This is a genomic window from Streptococcus sp. GMD1S (assembly GCF_000296875.1).
In the GTDB taxonomy this organism is placed as follows: domain Bacteria; phylum Bacillota; class Bacilli; order Lactobacillales; family Streptococcaceae; genus Streptococcus.
Genome location: NZ_AJQY01000453.1, coordinates 1 through 2,236, shown reverse-complemented (window position 1 = coordinate 2,236; position 2,236 = coordinate 1). Strand labels below are relative to the sequence as shown.

The 2,236-nt window shown below is 44.5% G+C and carries 2 protein-coding genes; both read right to left on the bottom strand.

Annotated elements, in window-relative coordinates; translation table 11 throughout:
• A partial coding sequence (locus GMD1S_RS11185; protein ID WP_001144919.1) for a GNAT family N-acetyltransferase occupies positions 1 to 437 on the bottom strand: 437 nt, incomplete at its 3' end.
• A gap of 194 nt (positions 438 to 631) precedes the next feature.
• On the bottom strand, positions 632 to 2,236 hold a 1,605-nt coding region (gene leuS / locus GMD1S_RS11180), incomplete at its 5' end, for a leucine--tRNA ligase (protein ID WP_000574932.1).

Here is a 2,236-nt window from a genome sequence, read left to right as displayed (position 1 = left end):
TCAAAAACATAGCGAGCTAGGAGATATTGAGCCTCTGTCCCTATACGTGTTCCCCTTAATTCTGGAGAAAAAGTGACGGCACCCACTTCTATTACTCGGTTATTCTGGTCAATACGCATGAGAGAAAAAGTCCCCAAAGCCTTACCAGTTGCCTTGTCTATAATCGCATAGTAAAAACGGTCCTTACGAGCCAACATCTGATTTAAGACGGTAACCAGTTCCTCCATATCTGCCACCGGCTCCTGAAAGAGGTAGGTCCACATCTCCCGAGGAGTATCTGGACCATAAACAGCTAATAAATCCTCCGCATGCTTTTCCACCGAAAGAGCCTCTATCCGAGCGTAGCGCCCTTCTAAGAAATCAATGGAAGGCAATTCTCCTGGAGTATAACCTTCCATTGACTCACCAATCATCTGACCATATTCGTTTACTGGCATCGTTTTCTCCTTGATTCACTTTTCAAACTTTATAATTGCACATAGTATATCATACTTTCATGAAAAAATTCAAAAAATCCTTCAGATTCTACTCTGAAGGATTCATTTCTTATTTAATAACGATATTAACAAGTTTGGTTGGCTTCAATAGTCCAGTGTACTATTGAAGGTGGCAGATAGAGCTAATAAACTCGTTATTTCACAACAATATTAACCAATTTATTTGGTACACTAATCACCTTCACGATTTCCTTGCCGTCAATGTCCGCTTTGACTTTTTCGTCAGCCAGAGCAATTTCTTGCAATTCTTCGCGTGACAGGTCTTTAGCGACCATGAGTTTGGCACGGACTTTTCCTTTGATTTGGATGACGATTTCGATTTCGTCTTCAACCAATTTACTTTCGTCCCAAGTTGGCCAAGCCACGTAAGAGATGGATTCACCTGTTGCTGTAACTGTTTGCCAAAGTTCTTCTGCCAAGTGAGGTGCAAATGGGGCAATCAATTGGATAAAGCCTTTGGCGTAGTCCACATAGAGTTTGTCTTCCTTGTTAGCAGCGTTGACAAAGACCATGAGTTGGGCAATAGCTGTGTTGAATTTCATGGATTCGATTTGCTCAGTTACAGCTTTAACGGTTTCATTGTAAACCTTGTCAAGAGCACCATTGTTTTCCGCAACAATTTCTTTACTTGTGATCAAACGGTAAACACGGTCAAGGAATTTACGGCTTCCTTCCAGACCTTCTTCTGACCAAGCGATGGAAGCATCGAGTGGCCCCATGAACATTTCATAAACACGAAGGGTATCGGCACCATATTGTTCCACCACATCGTCTGGGTTAACAACGTTCTTGAGCGATTTAGACATCTTAGCAGGTGCTTGCTCCAGTTCTTCTCCTGTTTCCACATGGAAGAAAGAACCGTCACGTTTTTCAACCTTGTCAGTCGCTACAAGAGCTCCACGGTGGTCACGGTAGCTTGTTCCCAAAATCATCCCTTGGTTAAAGAGTTTTTGGAATGGTTCTTTAGTTGGAACAACACCGAGGTCATAGAGGAATTTGTGCCAGAAACGAGCGTAAAGCAAGTGAAGAACGGCATGCTCCGCACCACCTACGTAGATATCTACTGGCAACCATTGTTTGAGGAGGTCCTCATCAGCCAATTTCTCAGTATTGTGTGGATCGATATAGCGGAGGTAGTACCAACTTGAACCAGCCCATTGTGGCATGGTGTTGGTTTCACGACGACCTTTAACACCATCTTCACGCGTCACTTCAAGCCAGTCGGTCAAGTTAGCCAATGGGCTTTCCCCAGTACCTGAAGGGCGGATATCCTTGGTGACTGGCAAGACAAGTGGCAATTCACTTTCAGGAACAGCTGTTGAAGTCCCATCTTCCCAATGAATGATTGGGATTGGCTCACCCCAGTAACGTTGACGGCTAAAGAGCCAGTCGCGGAGACGGTAGGTAACCTTCTCTTGACCGCAACCTTTCTCTTCCAACCAAGCCACAATCTTAGCAATAGCGTCTTCTTTGTTCAGTCCATCAAGGAAGTCTGAATTGACATGAAGACCATCTTCTGTGTAGGCAGCGTCTGCTACATTTCCACCTTCAAGCACTTCTACGATTGGAAGGTCAAATTGTTTGGCAAATTCCCAGTCACGTTGGTCGTGGGCAGGAACAGCCATTACCGCACCTGTACCATAGCTAGCAAGAACATAGTCGGCAATCCAGATTGGGATTTCTTTGCCATTGACAGGGTTGATGGCATAAGCGCCCGTCCAAACCCCTGTTTTTTCCTT